This is a genomic window from Marinobacter sp. 1_MG-2023 (assembly GCF_030549045.1).
In the GTDB taxonomy this organism is placed as follows: Bacteria; Pseudomonadota; Gammaproteobacteria; order Pseudomonadales; family Oleiphilaceae; genus Marinobacter.
In genome coordinates this window covers 127553-141036 of sequence record NZ_JAUOST010000004.1, presented here as the reverse complement: position 1 = coordinate 141036, position 13484 = coordinate 127553, and the positions used below count along the sequence as shown (strand labels likewise).

Sequence of the window (13484 nt, the reverse complement as noted above, 5' to 3'; positions counted from 1 at the left end):
GATGCAGGATAGCCTGTTCACCGAGCAGGTCGGTTTTCGGCCTCTTGCGGCGCGCATGCGTCCGGAAAGTCTTGATGATTACGTGGGGCAGATGCACCTCGTCGGGCTTGGGAAACCGCTCCGCAGAGCAGTAGAGCAGGGCCAACTCCATTCCATGATTCTCTGGGGGCCACCAGGGGTTGGAAAAACAACTTTTGCCCGGCTTCTGGCTAGCGTGGGTGAATTGAGCTTTGAAACGGTTTCCGCGGTTCTCAGCGGCGTCAAGGACATCCGGGCAATTGTCGAGCGAGCGCGCAACCGCAAGCTCTCTCAGGGCCAGGACACACTTCTGTTTGTGGACGAAGTTCACCGATTCAACAAAAGTCAGCAGGATGCTTTCCTGCCACATATTGAAGATGGCACCTTCATCTTTGTGGGTGCTACCACGGAAAATCCTTCGTTCGAGCTGAACAGTGCGCTGCTTTCCCGCACCCGCGTCTATGTGCTCAAAAACCTGGAAGATTCGGATATCCTCAAGCTGCTGACCCGCGCTCTTGATTCAGCAGAGGGTTTTAATGGTGAGCTAGCGGTGTCGAGCGATGTGTTGAATTTGATGGCTTCGGCATCCGGTGGGGATGCCAGGCGCGCGCTCAATATTCTTGAGATTTCGGCTGATCTGGCAGAGCCGGACACTGAAGGGAAAAACCGGATAAGCGAAAAGCATCTCGAACAGGTAATGCAAACAAGCCTGCGCCGATTTGATAAAGGCGGAGACGTTTTCTACGATCAGATATCCGCTTTGCACAAATCCGTGAGGGGTTCAGACCCCGACGGCTCGTTGTACTGGTTATGCCGGATGCTCGATGGTGGTTGTGATCCTCTCTATGTGGCCCGTCGATTGGTGCGAATTGCAAGCGAGGATATCGGCAATGCCGACCCCAGAGCCTTGCAGCTGAGTATGGAAGCGTGGGACGCCCAGGAACGTTTGGGCAGCCCGGAAGGTGAGCTGGCTCTTGCGCAGGCGGTCACCTACCTGGCTCTCGCACCCAAAAGTAACGCAGTCTATAAAGCGTTTAATCGTTGCATGGCAGACATTCGTGAGGACCCGGATTACGAGGTGCCGGTGCACTTGCGCAATGCGCCGACTAAGCTTCTCAAGAGCATGGGCCACGGTGACTCCTATCGTTATGCTCACGACGAAGAATACGGGTTCGCAGCAGGAGAATCCTATTTGCCGGATGCGATTCACCAGCGCAGGTACTATGAGCCAGTGGATCGGGGCCTGGAAATAAAGCTCTCAGAGAAACGCCAGAGGCTCGACGCTCTCAACGAAAAAAGTCCCAGGCAGCGCCACACCTGATTCACCTGTAACCTTGGATGTCAGCGGTAGCCACAAGTGCCGGCACGGGTATAATGGTGAGCTGATCTACATACATCGCAAACCGGAAAATCCAGGATAATCATGCTCGATCCCAAACTCGTCCGTAACCAGACTGAAGAGATCGCCCGTCGGCTGGCCATCAAGAACTTTGCTTTTGACGTAGCAGCTTTTGAGCAGCTTGAAGAGCGTCGTCGCGGCCTTCAGGTGCGCACTGAAACCTTGCAGGGTGAGCAGAACAAAAAGTCGAAGTCGATTGGTAAAGCAAAGGCTGCCGGGGAAGACATTCAGCCTCTACTGGATGAAGTAGAGAGTTTGAAGTCAAGCAGGTCGGAAGCTGAAGAAGAACTGCGTAAGCTTCAGGAAGAGCTTAACGGGTTTCTGGCAGGTCTCCCTAACCTCCCGGATGAGGGTGTACCGACGGGAGATAGCGAGGACGACAACGTCGAAATTCGTACCTGGGGTACGCCGAGAAAGTTCGATTTCGAACCCAAAGACCACGTTGCTCTGGGAGAGAGCCTCGGTGGCCTGGATTTCGAGACGGCAACAAGACTTGCTCACTCACGATTTGCGGTGATGCGCAGCCAAGTGGCTCGTCTGCACAGGGCGCTTGCCCAGTTCATGCTGAACCTGCATACCGGTGAACATGGCTATTCCGAAACTTATGTGCCGTATCTGGTAAACGCAGAGACGCTTTATGGCACAGGACAATTACCGAAGTTTGAGGAAGATCTGTTCAAAATTGATGGGGATCATCCGCTTTATCTTATTCCTACCGCGGAAGTTCCGGTTACCAATCTTGTGGCAGATTCCATTCTTGATGCGGCAGATCTGCCCTTGAAAATGGTTTGTCATACTCCGTGTTTCCGCAGTGAAGCCGGCTCCTATGGCCGCGACACTCGTGGCATGATCCGCCAGCACCAGTTCGATAAGGTTGAGCTTGTGCAGGTGGTTCGCCCGGAAGACTCCGATGCGGCACTGGAAGCACTGAGTGGTCACGCTGAAAAGGTGCTGCAGCTGCTTGAGCTTCCTTACCGGGTGGTCGCCCTGTGTGGCGGCGATATGGGCTTTTCTGCTGCGAAGACATACGACTTTGAAGTCTGGCTACCAGGGCAGAATAAGTACCGGGAAATCTCGTCTTGCTCAAATACTCGCGACTTCCAGGCCCGGCGCATGGGTGCACGCTGGCGCAATCCGGAGACGGGCAAGCCCGAGCCAGTGCATACATTGAACGGATCCGGCCTTGCGGTAGGCCGTGCTCTGGTGGCGGTTATGGAAAACTACCAGCAGGAAGACGGCAGTATTATTGTTCCCGAAGTGCTCAAACCCTACATGGGCGGCGTTGAGCGTATCCAATGATGGACAAGCCCGAAAAAGACGTAGGAGCGGGGGTTGGCGCAACGCCAGCGCCCGTACGTTACAGAACAAACCCTGTTACCTTGAACCCGAACAGCTCTGCCGGGGAGGTTGCTCTTGTGGGCGCCGGCCCCGGAGATCCGGAACTGCTCACACTTAAAGCCTGGCGCCTCATTACGTCTGCACAGGTCGTACTCTACGACCGACTGGTGTCTCCGGAAATTCTTGCCCTGATTCCAGATACGGCTGAAATGATCCATGTGGGTAAGCAACGCTCCAACCATACCTTGCCGCAGGACCAGATCAACCAGCGGTTGGTCGATCTTGCGAAGGAAGGTTACCGGGTTGTGCGTCTCAAGGGCGGAGATCCATTTATTTTTGGCCGTGGTGGAGAGGAAATCGAAACCCTGGCCAGCGCAGGCATCCGTTTTCAGGTTGTTCCGGGCATTACGGCGGCCTCCGGGTGTGCCGCTTACGCGGGTATTCCTCTGACCCATCGTGACCACGCTCAGTCCGTGCGCTTTGTTACGGGGCACCTGAAAAATAATACCTGCGATTTACCCTGGAAGGACTTCGTGCAGAACAGCCAGACGCTTGTCTTCTATATGGGTCTGGTTGGGCTGCCGATTATCTGTGAGCAATTGATACTGCACGGAATGGCGGCGGATACGCCAATAGCTCTGGTTTCCAAAGGAACTACTCGGGACCAGCAGGTTGTTACGGGCAATCTGGAGACGATTGTACAGCGAGTAAACGAAGAGAAGGTCCAGGCGCCTACACTTGTTATTGTTGGCCATGTGGTCGCGCTGAGGGACAGGCTGGACTGGGTCGGCGGCTTACCAACCCAGTCTGCCTGAGCAGTTTCAGGCGGGCTTACGGCCCGGCAGAACGTCCTTTAGCTTAGCGTGCATCTCGCGGATGGCCTTTTCTGTTGTTGGCCAGTCGATACAAGCATCGGTCACCGATACGCCGTATTCCAGATCTTCCAGATTATCCGGGATAGACTGGTTACCCCAGTTGATGTTGCTTTCAATCATCAGGCTCTGGATTGAGGTGTTGCCTTCCAGGATCTGATGGCTGACATCCTGCATGACAAGCGGCTGAATCGCCGGATCTTTACTGGAGTTGGCGTGGCTACAGTCCACCATGATGGATTTGCGCAAGCCTGCTTTATCAAGAGCCTGCTCGCACAGCGTCACGCTGACCGAATCGTAATTGGGCTTTCCGCCGCCCCCGCGCAGAACAACATGCCCGTACTTGTTGCCCTTGGTGCGAATAATGGCCACTTGCCCTTGCTGGTCAATTCCCAGAAAGCTGTGCGGGTAAGAAACCGACTTCATGGCGTTTACAGCAACATCGAGGTTGCCGTCAGTGCCATTTTTAAAACCGATCGCCATCGAAAGGCCGCTGCTCATCTCGCGGTGAGTCTGGGATTCTGTGGTGCGAGCGCCAATCGCTGACCAGGCAATTGTGTCCTGCAGGTACTGCGGCGAGATCGGGTCCAGTGCTTCTGTAGCTACCGGTAGCCCAAGTTCGTTGATATCAAGCAGAAGACGCCGGCCGAGCTTGAGGCCATGTTCAATGTCAAAAGTATCGTTCAGGTGCGGGTCGTTAATCAGACCTTTCCAGCCAACCGTCGTTCTCGGCTTCTCAAAATAAACACGCATGACGATAAGCAGGGTGTCGCTGACTTCATCGGCAAGTTTCTTGAGGCGGGCGGCATAATCACGCGCTGCATCCACATCGTGAATGGAGCAGGGGCCCACAACCAGGAAAAGACGGTGGTCTTTGCCATCGATAATGTCATAAATCGCCTGGCGGCCTTCAGTAACCGTCTTGGCTGCGTCGCCCGAGAGAGGCATCTTCTGTTTTAGCGTTTCAGGGGTAATCAGTGTTTCCTGGCTCGCCACATTCAGATCTTCTAGTTTATTGCCGGACATTTTCTGCTGTTTCCCCAATTCTTATCGTTACAATAGCGCCGGACCCGGTTGTGGCCAACCCCGGCGAGTTCGTTATACTGCTTTATTTACTGGGCCTTTTCAACGCTTCTTGAGCACGGGGAATGGATGTCACAAAACAGGCCGAAGTCGCACCAGGTGGCCTTACGGAAGGCGGTTGCCAAGCAAATTGACGATGTGCTTGCCGGTATTCGGGTCCCCGACCTGCCTTATCCCGCAGGGAAACTCGCGCCAGAAAGCGTAAGTGACTGGCAACCCCTGCTATTTTCATGCTGGAAGGAACAACGAAACGAGCGCGTAACCCATGTCCTGCGCTCTGTGCAGCGTGACTGGTCCGTGCGCCAGATTAATGCAGCCTATGTGGCGGACCGCATCATGGATGTGTTCCTGAAAACCAGCGGGCTCCACTCTCAGATCATCCAGCGTATCGCGCGCTTAAGATTCTATCTTGCGTGGCGTATGAATCTGGACGGCAATTACGCCTTCAGTGACACACTGCTGAACTGGCTGGACAGCCTCCAGGAATGGCGGGGCTGGAGTGATTCTGGTGGCCGGTCATCGAAGGCTTTGCTTGATCAACTGGATGCGTTGGTTGTCGCTGTCTCTGCCGCGTTTGAAACTGGCACCACCGATACTGTCAGTGCTTTCTGCCAGCAATGGCAGGAGGACTCGCTCAGGCGTAATGCACAGGCAGGCAAACTACGCCAGAGATTGCTGGTAACAGAGCAGGGCGCGGCGCGCCAAAGACGGGCAGATCAGACCTCCAGAGCCCTTATCGGGAGGGCCTTACAAGGGCGGAAATTGCCTCAGCCCGTGCTCCATTTTATTTTTGATCACTGGCAAAAGTTGCTGAAACAGGCGGTATGGGATTCCGGTGTTAACGGTGAGACCTGCAGGCATGGCAGCAAGCTACTCGAATGGCTGGTATGGGTGGGCGATCCCTCTCTCTCTGACAAAGACAGAAACCGGCTCTACCACGTAGGTGAACAGATAGGCGATCGACTTCTTGATGTGTGGAGCCGCGTATTCGATCACCCCCTCACACCGAATGCCCTTGCCGGCATCGGAACCGTGATGATGTCCAGGTTGCGCGGTGAATCACCTGAGTTGGTGGAGGCGTTGTCTGATCAGACAAGTTTCTCATGGAGTGGCTCCTGGCTTAGTTTCGAGGTGCCCAAGCAGGCCGATTTTCAAGCCTTGGAGAACAGCTGGTTTGTAGAGGGTGAAGGGGCAACGGAGCAGCGTCGTTACTTTTGTGCACTGCTCGAAGACACGGCAGAGATCCTCTGGACAAACGGTACCGGGGTGAAACTTGGACTACAGCCCTGGGATGCATTCTGCGAGGCCAAAACAGCTGGCAGTATTCGTCCACTGCCTGCTCAGACCCCGTTTGGTGAGGTTCTCGCAGGGACCGTCGAACTGCTGGCCAGAGCGTTTGAAAAACAGCGCAAACAGCGTGAGCAGGCTGCAGAGGCGGCCAGAGCCCGTGCCGATGAGCTCCGTAGAGAGAGAGAAGCCCAGGCGTTGAAACGCAGGGAGGCGGAGGCCGCGCGACAAGAAATTCTGGATCGGGAACGGCAAGAAACCGAAAGCAAGCGTCTTGCAGATGAACAGGCTGAACAGGATCGCCTGTACAGAGAAAAGACAGCTCTTGCGCAAAAGCACGTGGATAACATCAATCTGGGTGGTTGGATATTGGAAGTTTCGGACCAACCGGAGACAGAGGGCACCAGGCTCAAGCTGGCTGTTCGTACAAATGCATCCCGCAAGCTGATTTTCGTTGATCGCCTGGGCCTGAATCGGCGCGAGTTTCAGGAAGAAGATCTGGTTCTCGCAATCGTTGAAGAGCGCATACGTGTTCTTGGTAGTGCTGCGGAATTTGATGACACCTTGAGCAGGGTGGTGGGCCGTATACGTGTCGGGCGGAAGTAACGGAATGAAAAAAGCCAGGAATAATAATGAAAGACGCTGACTATACGTTTGGAACTCGGGACGACCCGCCTGATGGGCAGGATAACCGGTTGTATTACCGCCTGACTGCGCGTGCCAGGATTTCGCTGGAACTGGAGGCCTCCTGTCCGAAACCCCAAGGGCTGCCAATTGCGTCCAACAGAGAACTTGCATGTGGCGTTCGCGACCTGTCGGCAAGCGGGCTACGATTGCTCTCACACGAAAAGCTTGTGGTGGGTGCTTTGCTTTCAGCTTCTGTTTTGCTGGATAGTCAGACGGAACCCTTCGCACTGATTGTGGAGGTGATCTGGTGCCGCTCTCATGGGACGGACTACTTGGTGGGGTTAAGAATTATCGAATCGGAACAGACTGCTTACGTTGAATGGACAGAGGCAGTCGCGAAAGTTATGGAAGCGCCCTGAGTGCAAAGCTGTCCCGCTTCGTGTTTGGCAAAGCCGTGAACGCTGAGCAGGGAGTCAGCGCCTGGCTGCCTCCCTGCGTCAGAGCTTAATCTTCAGATGTTTCTTCTTCCAGTTCGCCCATGCCAGTGATGTTAAAGCCGGCATCTACGTACATGATCTCACCGGTAATACCGCTGGCCATATCCGAGCCCAGAAAAGCCGCAGCGTTGCCCACTTCGTCTGTGGTTACATTCCGGCGTAGCGGAGCGCGCCTGGCGTTTTCCGCAAGCATCTTGCGGAAGCTCTTAATGCCGGAGGCTGCCAGTGTCCTGATGGGCCCTGCAGAAATGCCGTTTACCCGGATTCCGTCACGGCCGAGGCTCGCAGCCATATAGCGTACGTTTGCTTCCAGTGATGCCTTGGCAAGCCCCATCACGTTGTAGTTCTGCAAAACCTTTTCGGCGCCCAGATAACTCAGAGTCAGCAGGGAGCTGCCCTCGTGCATCATGGAGCGTGCACCCTTGGCCAGAGCGACAAAGCTATAAGAGCTGATGTCGTGGGCTATTTTGAAGCCTTCCCTGGTGGTTACGTCAACGTAGTTGCCATCAAGTTCGTGCCCCGGTGCAAAGCCAACGGCGTGGACAATGATGTCGATGTTATCCCAATGCTTGTTCAGTTCTTTGAACACATTTTCAATTTCTTCATCGCTGGCGACATCGCAAGGGAATATGAGGTTGCTTCCCCATCCCTCAGCAAACTTCTCTACCCGCGGCTTGAGCTTTTCGTTCTGATATGTGAAGGCCAGTTCTGCACCTTCGCGGGCAAAGGCATCTGCGATACCGTATGCAATGGACAGCTTGCTGGCTACGCCAACAATCAGCGCTTTTTTGCCGTTCAGTATTCCCATGGGTGGTTCTCCCTGTGTTCCTGATTTTGATGCATTATCCCCGAAGTATCCCGTCAGGAGTAACGCTCAAATAGTCGTAGTGGAGTCGGCATTTTTCTGGTTGTAGAAAAGCGCCGCGTTAAGCAACTCTTGTGTGTACTGTTCTTCGGGTGCGTGGAAAATGTCGCTGGCATTCCCGTATTCCACAATCGCTCCCTGTCGGAGGACCAGCAACTGGTGGCTGAGTGCCCTGACAACGGCCAGATCATGGCTGATAAAGATATAGCTTAGACCATAGCGCGCCTGAATATCCCGTAGCAGTTCGATAACCTGCTTTTGAACCGTTCTGTCGAGAGCGGAGGTGGGTTCATCGAGAATGATCAGGTCTGGCTGCAACACCAGTGCACGGGCAATGGCGATGCGCTGGCGCTGGCCCCCGGAAAACTCATGGGGATACCGGTGGCGGGCCTCTGGATCGAGGCCCACGTCCGTCAACGCCGTAATGACTTTCTGTTCGTGTGTTTGGGCGTTTTCAGAATCGTGTATTTCCAACCCTTCCCGCACTATCTCGGCAACAGACATGCGGGGGCTGAGGCTGCCAAAAGGATCCTGAAAAACAATCTGAATCCTGCGCCGCCAGGGGCGGAATGCGCTTTGGTCGAGCCCGGCGAGCTCTTGCCCGTTTAACTTTATGCTGCCTGTGCTGGAAGTAAGCTTGAGAAGCGCATGGCCAATGGTTGTTTTCCCGCTACCACTTTCACCCACAATGCCGAGTGTCTGGCCCTGTTCGAGGGAGAAGCCGACGCTTTTAACCGCGTGAAAGTACTCTTTTACCTTGCCAAATAATCCTCTACGCACAGGAAACCGCACATCAAGGTTACCTACTTCAAGCAGAGGTTTTCCGCTCCCGGCTCGAGCCAGGGGGGCCTCCGGAGGCTCGGCATCGAGAAGTTTACGCGTGTAGGGATGGCTGGGTGACGCAAACAAAGCGGCGGTTTTTCCTTCCTCGACCAGCTTGCCGTGTTCCAGCACTGCAACCCGGCTGGCATAACGGCGCACTATCGTCAGGTCATGGGTAATCAGCAGAATCGCCATGCCAAGCTTCTCCTGCAATCCCTGCAGCAGTTCCAGAACCTGCTTCTGAACCGTCACGTCCAGAGCAGTGGTTGGCTCGTCGGCGATGAGCAAATCGGGCTCATTGGCCAGAGCCATGGCGATCATAATGCGCTGCTTTTGGCCTCCAGAAAGCTGATGCGGGTAAGCACCCAGCCGGCTCTCCGGGTTGTCTATGCCTACCAGCTGTAACAACTCCAGGCAACGCTCCCTGGCTTGCAGGCCACGCATGCCTTTATGCAGCTCCAAGGTTTCGCTGATCTGCTTCTCAACGCTGTGCAGAGGATTAAGGGAGGTCATGGGCTCCTGGAAGATCATGCTGATTTCCCGCCCACGAACCTGGCGCAAGCGTTTCTCCGGCGCTTGCAGCAGGTTTTCGCCACGGTAGCGGATCTCACCACCGGGATAGTTCGCATGCCGTTCATCGAGCAGCCGGAGAATGGATAATGCGGTGATCGACTTGCCGGAACCGCTTTCGCCAACCAGAGCCAGAGTTTCACCCTGTTGTAGGCTGAGCGACACAGAATCCACGGCCTTCGGGCCCTGGTCAAAGCAGATCGAGAGATTGGTTATCTCTAGCAGCTCGCTCATATCGGTTCGCTCTTATGCGTTTTTTCGGGGGTCAAAGGCATCACGCACGGCTTCACCCACGAAAACCAGTAGCGTGAGCATCAGTGACAGGGAAACAAATGCCGAAATGCCAAGCCAGGGAGCGTGAAGGTTTGCCTTGCCCTGGGCAATCAGTTCACCCAGCGATGGTGAGCCAGAGGGCAAGCCGAAACCCAGGAAATCAAGAGATGTCAGACCGGTAATGGCACCGGTCAGGATGAATGGTAAAAACGTTAATGTTGCAACCATGGCGTTTGGAAGAATATGGCGAAACATGATTTTACGGTTACCCAGCCCGAGTGCTCTCGCTGCTTTAACGTATTCAAAATTGCGGGCTCTGAGGAATTCAGCGCGAACCACATCAACCAGACCCATCCAGCTGAACATCAACATGATGCCGAGCAGCCACCAGAAGTTCGGCTGCACAATTCCGGAGAGGATAATCAGGAGGTAGAGTACTGGCAAGCCGGACCAGATTTCGATAAAGCGTTGGCCCACCAGATCAATCTTGCCGCCGTAAAAACCCTGTATAGCGCCGACTATGACGCCAACAATGCAGCTGGCAATGGTTAGAGTCAGCCCAAACAGAACAGATATACGAAAGCCATAAATTACGCGCGCGGCCACGTCTCGTCCCTGGTCGTCTGTTCCCAGCCAGTTTTCAGTGCTCGGTGGTGCAGGTGAGGGCACATCCAGATCGTAGTTTATGGTGTCGTAGCTGAAACGGATTGGTGGCCAGAGCATCCAGCCGTTGGCGAGTATTTCGTCAGCAATGAAAGGGTCCCGGTAATCAGCATCTGTGGGCAGAAAACCACCAAAGGTCTCTTCCGGCACGGATTCAACTACCGGAAAATACAGAGTGTTCTGATAGGACACGACGAGGGGTCTGTCGTTTGCTATCAGCTCTGCAACGAGCGTCAGCCCGAAAATGGCCAGAAATACCCAAAGAGACCAGAAGCCCCGGCGGTTATTGCGAAAGTTGCGTAGACGTCGCTGTTGAATCGGAGTCAGCGCCTTCATGTTACGCGCCCTCCCGACTTTCAAAGTCGATGCGTGGGTCTACCAGCACGTAGGTAATGTCGCTGATCAACTTAAGTACCAGCCCCATCAGGGTAAATATAAACAGAGTGCCAAAGATAACCGGATAGTCCCGGTTAAGTGCGGCTTCAAAACCCAGCAGGCCGAGGCCATCCAGAGAGAAAATAACTTCAATCAATAGCGAACCGGTAAAGAACAGAGACACGAGCACACCGGGAAGGCTGGCAATTACAATCAGCATGGCATTTCGGAATACGTGCCCATAAAGTACCTGCTTCTCGTCCAGGCCTTTGGCTCTGGCGGTTACAACGTAGTGCTTGCCGATCTCATCAAGGAACGAGTTCTTGGTGAGCAGGGTCAATGTCGCAAATCCACCGATAACGTTGGCAGTTACTGGTAGCGCAAGATGCCAGAAGTAATCTCCGACTTTTTGATACCAGTTGAGTTGGTCGAAGTCAGAGGAGGTGAGCCCGCGCAGGGGGAACCAGTCGAAGTAGCTGCCGCCGGCAAACAGAACAATCAGCAGAATGGCGAACAGGAAACCGGGGATGGCATAGCCAATCACAATGGCTGAACTGCTCCAGACATCAAACCGGGAGCCGTCTGAGACCGCTTTACGGATGCCCAGAGGGATAGATATGAAGTAGATAATCAGGGTAGACCAGAGCCCCAGTGAGATAGAGACGGGCATTTTGTCCAGTATCAGCTCGGTAACGCTTTTTTCCCGGAAGAAGGAGTCGCCGAAATTAAACGTGGCGTAGTCCTTTAGCATTTTGAGAAAACGTTCATGCGCCGGTTTATCGAAGCCGTACATCACTTCAATTTCTTTCAGCATTTCATCGGGAATGCCACGGGAGCCACGGCGATCTCCTGACGCGTTGGCCACTTCTCCGCCTGTGTCGCCGCCAGTCGCCCTTGCAAGCGCGCTGCCGCCATGGCCCTCCATTTCTGCAATCAGTTGCTCAACCGGACCGCCAGGGGCGGCCTGTACGATCACAAAGTTGAGAAGCAGAATCCCAATCAGGGTAGGGATAATCAGCGCCAGGCGCCGGAGTATATAGATGCCCATTTAGCGGCAGCTTCCTCAGGGCTCAGCCCACCAGTTGTCGAGGTCAGTACCATTCTTGGGTGTCTGTTCCGGATGCTTCAGGTGGCTCCAGTAGGCAACACGATCTTTCGCCAGGTGCCAGTGCGGCACGACGTAATGCCCGCTAAGCAGAACCCGATCCAGGGCCCGGGTACGCTGTATCAACTCTTCTCTGTCCGGCGCCTGTATAACCAGGCTCACAAGCTCATCAACAACAGGGTCGCTCACGCCGGCATAATTACGGGAGCCGTTAGCGTCTACCGTCGAGGAGTGCCAATACTCCCGCTGTTCATTGCCCGGAGAGTCTGACTGACCGATGGCCTGGGTGATCATGTCATAATCGAACTCCCTTACACGCTGAACGTATTGGTTGCTATCGACCAGGCGTACAGACATCTCAATGCCGAGCTTTGCGAGGTTGTTTTTGAAGGGCAGAACAACTCTTTCGAAGGTTTTCTGAAACAACAGAATCTCAAACGCCAGAGGCTCGCCGGTTTCGGTATTCACCATTTTTCCTTCACGAACTTCGTAACCGGCCGAGCGCAAAAGCTCCAGGGCCACTCTCAGGTTCTGCCTGAGACCTTGCTTGCCATCGGTCGACGGCGCGGCGAAGGGTTTGGTAAAGATGTCTTCTCCCAGTTGCGACCGGTACTGTTCAAGAATTTCCAGTTCCCTGCCGGAGGGTAGGCCGGTTGCGGCCAGTTCACTGTTTTCGAAATAACTGTTGGTGCGGGCGTACTGACCGTAGAACAGGTTTTTGTTGGTCCACTCAAAATCAAAACCGTAGGTCAGCGCCTCCCTGACCCTGGGGTCGCTGAAGACGTCTTTGCGGGTGTTGAACACGAAGCCCTGCATACCGGTGGGGCGGTGGTGTTCAATGGCTTCTTTTTTGATCGTGCCGTTATCAAACCTCTCGCCGGTGTAGGCAGTTGCCCAGTTCTTGGCTGAGGTTTCCACTCTGAAATCAAAGCTGCCGGCTTTGAAGGCCTCCAGGGCCACGGTGTCATCGGTATAGTAGTCATAGCGAATGCGGTCGAAATTAAACCGACCCTTGCGAACGGCGAGGTCCTTAGCCCAGTAATCGTCGAGCCGCTCGTAAATAATAGAGCGGCCAGCTTCAAATGCACCAATCTTATAGGGGCCACTGCCAACGGGTGGGGTGAGACCGTTCTTGCCAAACTCCCGGTCTTCCCAGTAATGCGCGGGCATAATCGGCATCTGTCCAAGAATCAGAGGCAGCTCACGATTACTGGTTTCCTGGAAATCGAAACGAATCCGATGCGGGGTCTCAACCGTTACCTTGCTCACATCTGCGTAGTAATTCCGGTAAAACGGATGGCCCTCTGTGGTCAGGGTTTCAAAGGAAAACTTTACATCTTCGGCGGTAATGGGTTCGCCATCCTGAAACCTGGCTTCCGGCCTGAGGTTATATACTACATAGCTTCTGTCCTCAGGAGTTTCCAGTGACTCTGCGATGAGTCCATACATGGAAAAAGCTTCGTCTGCCGAATACTCAAGAAGTGTGTCGTAAATATAACCGCTGATTCCGGCGGCTGCGACACCACGAATAACGAATGGATTGAAGGAGTCAAAACCGTTCGCCACTACTGCCATTTTCAGAGTGCCGCCCTTCGGAGCATCGGGGTTCAGGTAGTCGAAGTGTGTGAACCCCTCCGGATACCTGGGTTCGCCGTGCATTGCCAAACCGTGAATTGGCTGGATTTGCTGC

The 13484-nt window shown here is 54.3% G+C and carries 11 protein-coding genes; 5 read left to right on the top strand and 6 right to left on the bottom strand.

The window, feature by feature from the left end; translation table 11 throughout:
* The first annotated feature begins 1 nt into the window (after position 1).
* From Q4606_RS12050 to cobA, 3 genes are all read left to right on the top strand, one after another.
* Positions 2–1339, top strand: coding sequence for a replication-associated recombination protein A (locus Q4606_RS12050; protein ID WP_303607668.1), 1338 nt, complete (start codon positions 2–4; stop codon positions 1337–1339).
* A 102-nt stretch (positions 1340–1441) separates the two neighbouring features.
* Positions 1442–2716 (top strand): serine--tRNA ligase, encoded by a 1275-nt coding sequence (gene serS / locus Q4606_RS12045; RefSeq protein ID WP_303607667.1) that lies wholly within the window; start codon positions 1442–1444, stop codon positions 2714–2716.
* Positions 2713–3570 carry a uroporphyrinogen-III C-methyltransferase gene (gene cobA / locus Q4606_RS12040; RefSeq protein WP_303607666.1) on the top strand — a complete coding sequence of 286 codons (858 nt, stop codon included), beginning with the start codon at positions 2713–2715 and terminating at the stop codon, positions 3568–3570. The genes serS and cobA overlap by 4 nt, the downstream gene beginning before the upstream one ends.
* Positions 3571–3576: 6 nt before the next feature.
* Here the strand turns inward: cobA and Q4606_RS12035 are convergent, their stop codons facing one another.
* Entirely contained in the window at positions 3577–4653 is a 1077-nt protein-coding gene (locus Q4606_RS12035; RefSeq protein ID WP_303607665.1) for a 3-deoxy-7-phosphoheptulonate synthase, read from the bottom strand.
* Positions 4654–4779: 126 nt separating this feature from the next.
* Between Q4606_RS12035 and Q4606_RS12030 the strand changes: the two genes are divergently transcribed.
* Together Q4606_RS12030 and Q4606_RS12025 are read left to right on the top strand one after the other, a co-directional pair.
* Complete coding sequence (locus tag Q4606_RS12030; RefSeq protein WP_303607664.1) at positions 4780–6603, top strand: DUF1631 family protein; 1824 nt, start codon at positions 4780–4782, stop codon at positions 6601–6603.
* A 26-nt stretch (positions 6604–6629) separates the two neighbouring features.
* A complete protein-coding gene (locus tag Q4606_RS12025; RefSeq protein ID WP_303596030.1) occupies positions 6630–7043 on the top strand; it encodes a PilZ domain-containing protein in 414 nt (137 codons plus the stop codon).
* 85 nt (positions 7044–7128) lie between these two features.
* On the opposite strand, the gene Q4606_RS12020 is transcribed toward Q4606_RS12025, so the two are convergent.
* From Q4606_RS12020 to Q4606_RS12000, 5 genes are all read right to left on the bottom strand, one after another.
* Positions 7129–7929 (bottom strand): enoyl-ACP reductase, encoded by an 801-nt coding sequence (locus Q4606_RS12020; RefSeq protein WP_303596029.1) that lies wholly within the window; start codon positions 7927–7929, stop codon positions 7129–7131.
* 66 nt (positions 7930–7995) lie between these two features.
* Positions 7996–9612, bottom strand: a complete 1617-nt coding sequence (locus Q4606_RS12015) for an ABC transporter ATP-binding protein (protein ID WP_303607663.1) — start codon at positions 9610–9612, stop codon at positions 7996–7998.
* A gap of 12 nt (positions 9613–9624) precedes the next feature.
* Positions 9625–10650: an ABC transporter permease gene (locus Q4606_RS12010; protein ID WP_303596027.1), complete on the bottom strand. Its 1026-nt coding sequence runs from the start codon at positions 10648–10650 to the stop codon at positions 9625–9627.
* Between the two features lies 1 nt (position 10651).
* A complete protein-coding gene (locus Q4606_RS12005) occupies positions 10652–11737 on the bottom strand; it encodes a microcin C ABC transporter permease YejB (protein WP_303596026.1) in 1086 nt (361 codons plus the stop codon).
* Positions 11738–11752: 15 nt separating this feature from the next.
* Positions 11753–13453, bottom strand: coding sequence for an extracellular solute-binding protein (locus Q4606_RS12000; protein ID WP_303607768.1), 1701 nt, complete (start codon positions 13451–13453; stop codon positions 11753–11755).
* Positions 13454–13484 lie beyond the last annotated feature (31 nt).